We start from the raw sequence: 2,888 nt of genomic DNA on the forward strand, positions 1-2,888 counted from the left end.
TGAAGAAGGACATAGGTTAGCCCCACCTCTGCCATCTTTATGACCCACTCCGGACAAGATATTGATCCACTTATGACAGAAGTGATCCACAACCATATAAATAGTGAATCCAAAAAGTATTATTGGTGTAATCTTTCCGTATGAGTATTGAGCCAGAATGAGCCAGTAAGTGCCGGGGAGAGAGACAATAGTAGATTGATATAAAGCCATTGAAACCTGAAACATTCCAATGGCTGTTTGACTTATTTAAAGCTTTTACCGTCTAGTTCTTGATTAATTATCTCAAGAGACCAACGAACGAGTTCATCGTAGTCTAATTCCTCTTCACCTTTCCAAATACATGGAGGTAAGAGTTTTTCTTCCACTTTCCGCATTACTTCATCAGGTAAATACATGTGTAAAAAATACTTCGCTATACGGATTTCAACTTCTTCTGGGATCATTTTGATACCGCCAATCCGTGACGTTCTCTCATGGAGACTTCACCGTCAATAAGTATGGTGTAGGAATCGTGCACAATTCTGTCTAGAATGGCATCTGCCAGTGTACCTTCACCAATTTTATCGTGCCATCCTCTAGGATCAAATTGAGAACAAAAGATAGTTGACCCTTGCTGGTGGCGTGCTTCTACGATTTCAAGAAGATCTCTTGCCTCAGTCTCTTTTAACGGAGTTAATAGCCACTCATCTAAGATGAGTAGGTTTACATTCTTGTATTTTTTCATCACCTTTCTATAAGTTCCTTCTCCTCTTGCGATTGCTAATTCATCCAAGAGGTCTGGTAATCGAATATATTTCACTTTATACAACTGACGACATGCAGCTATGCCAAATGCACAAGATAAATAGGTTTTTCCATTTCCAGAAGCACCCATTAATATAATGTTGTGATGTTCTTCAATATAATTACCGGTTGCTAATCGTAAAATTTGCGCTTTATCAAGCTTTCTATCCGGATGATATTCAATATCCTCGATACATGCCTGTGTATCACGTAATTCAGCCGACTTGATCAGGCGATCAAGTTTATTGTTTTGTCTTCTGGACCATTCAATATCGACAAGTAACCCAAATCGTTCCTCGAAAGATAGTTCTTGGTATTCTGAATTTCTCAATTGTTCTCTTAATGTTTCTGCCATCGCAGTCATTCTCATTTCATTTAATTTTGTTAAAGTGTTATCAATTGTCATTATTATTCCCTCCGTAATAATCAGCGCCACGAGTAAACCCGTAAACGTTATCATTTTTTTGTGTGCTCAACTGTTTGCTTGTATCCTCTACTGGTAATTTGTCATGTCCTGTTTTTAGGATGGTTTGAATGCTTTTTAGTTTGGGTCTTGGCGTATAGGACAACACTCTTTCACATGCCTTCTCTATGCGTTCGATAGAGTATTTATCTGCTAGTTTCATTAATGCATAGGCAGATTTCAGGCCCTGCTTTTCAGTCGGATAAGATTCTAAGATTCTTTCAATGGTTAATAAGGTGGCAGGGCCAGTTGTAGCACCCCACTCTAATATAAATTCCTTATCAAATGATGCATACTTTCTATGGTCTCTAGGCATATGATCAGGAATAGTACTGAAATCTCCACCTGACTTATTTGATCTTTTATGCGAAGCAATTCGTATATTCTTATAAAATACTTCAATGATAGTCCTCGTTACTCGAACGTCTACCACATATTTGATATAATCATAGGGAACAGAGTAATAGTTATAATCCACTTTTATATGATAGTCAGGCTGGACAACGGTCTTTGCCCAGCTTGCGATCTCATAAGGTGAATGAGGCAGGGGAATCAATGCAAATCTTTCTTCCTCTAAAAATGCTTCCTGCCTATTCCCTTTTCTCTTTTGGAAAGGTTTTGTATTCACTACATCTAGTTTTTCTTTTATCGCTTTGTTTAGTTCAATCAAAGAAAAGAACTTTTCATTGCGAAGAGAAGCGATGATCCAAGTTGAGATATGACCAACATTACCTTCTACACTTGGTTTGTCCTTGGGATGACGTACACGTGCTGGGATAATAGTAGTCTGGTAAAACTCAGCCATTTCCTGATAGCTTTGATTAATAATAGGATCGGTACGGGAAGACTTTGTCACTCCTGTCTTTAAGTTATCGGGAACAATTATCCTCGTGACTCCCCCATAAAATTCAAAAGCATGAATATGGGCTGTAATCCAACTCTCTACATCCATGGATAAGAATCCTTCTACATACGCATATTGACTACATGGCAATGCAGAAACAAAAATATAAACAGGAGCTTCTTCTCCTGTTAGATTGTTCGTGATATGCATAGTTTGACCTGCCCAGTCCACTTCCATTTGTTCCCCAGGCTTTCTTTTGATGCGCATCGTTGCTTTGGTTTTCCTTGCATAGTCGTTGTAAAATCTACAAAACTGACGATAACTGTACGGAATTTCATCGTTTGCCCTGCACTGTAAAGAGTACTCGTCCCATAAAAGAGAGAGTGTTACCCCAGTTTTAGCCAATTCCTTATGAATATACTCGCCATCAGGCTTTCGACGATGGTCTGACGGCACCTTTTTCTCAGGGAATAAAATCATTTGTAGGTCTTGATCTGTCATGTCCTTTTCTATTGGCCACTGAATGTTCTTCTCTTCCGCTCGCCGAATTACTTCTCTAATTGTGTTTCTAGAATGGCCACAGCTCGAAGCTATCCCCCTTTGTGTGACTTCCTGCGCATGAAGCCTTAAGATTTCTCGATACTTAACCACAAAAAAACCTCCTATATAATAAATTTGCACAAATGTGCTCCTTCATTATATAGGAGGGTGGGTCAGTCATGTCTTAATTGGATCAAATTCATGTCCGAGGCGGATCAAAAAGATGGCACAACTGGTTCAATCGGATGGCTGTAATCA

Annotated in this window: 3 protein-coding genes; all 3 read right to left on the reverse strand. The window is 39.0% G+C overall.

Going from position 1 to position 2,888, the window contains the following annotated elements; genetic code table 11:
* Positions 1-242: 242 nt before the first annotated feature.
* The 3 genes from M3212_RS21530 to istA are packed head-to-tail and all read right to left on the reverse strand — an operon-like array spanning position 243 to position 2,741.
* The gene (locus M3212_RS21530; protein ID WP_012958829.1) at positions 243-443 is read right to left on the reverse strand and encodes a hypothetical protein; all 201 of its coding nucleotides are present in this window, start codon (positions 441-443) and stop codon (positions 243-245) included.
* Complete coding sequence (gene istB / locus M3212_RS21535; protein ID WP_061794383.1) at positions 440-1,189, reverse strand: IS21-like element helper ATPase IstB; 750 nt, start codon at positions 1,187-1,189, stop codon at positions 440-442. The genes M3212_RS21530 and istB overlap by 4 nt, the downstream gene beginning before the upstream one ends.
* On the reverse strand, positions 1,179-2,741 hold the full coding sequence (gene istA / locus M3212_RS21540; RefSeq protein WP_251195964.1) for an IS21 family transposase: 1,563 nt from the start codon (positions 2,739-2,741) through the stop codon (positions 1,179-1,181). The genes istB and istA overlap by 11 nt, the downstream gene beginning before the upstream one ends.
* Between the last annotated feature and the right edge of the window lie 147 nt (positions 2,742-2,888).

It is taken from the genome of Halalkalibacter oceani, from assembly GCF_023715705.1.
Classification (GTDB): domain Bacteria; phylum Bacillota; class Bacilli; order Bacillales; family Bacillaceae_D; genus Halalkalibacter; species Halalkalibacter oceani_A.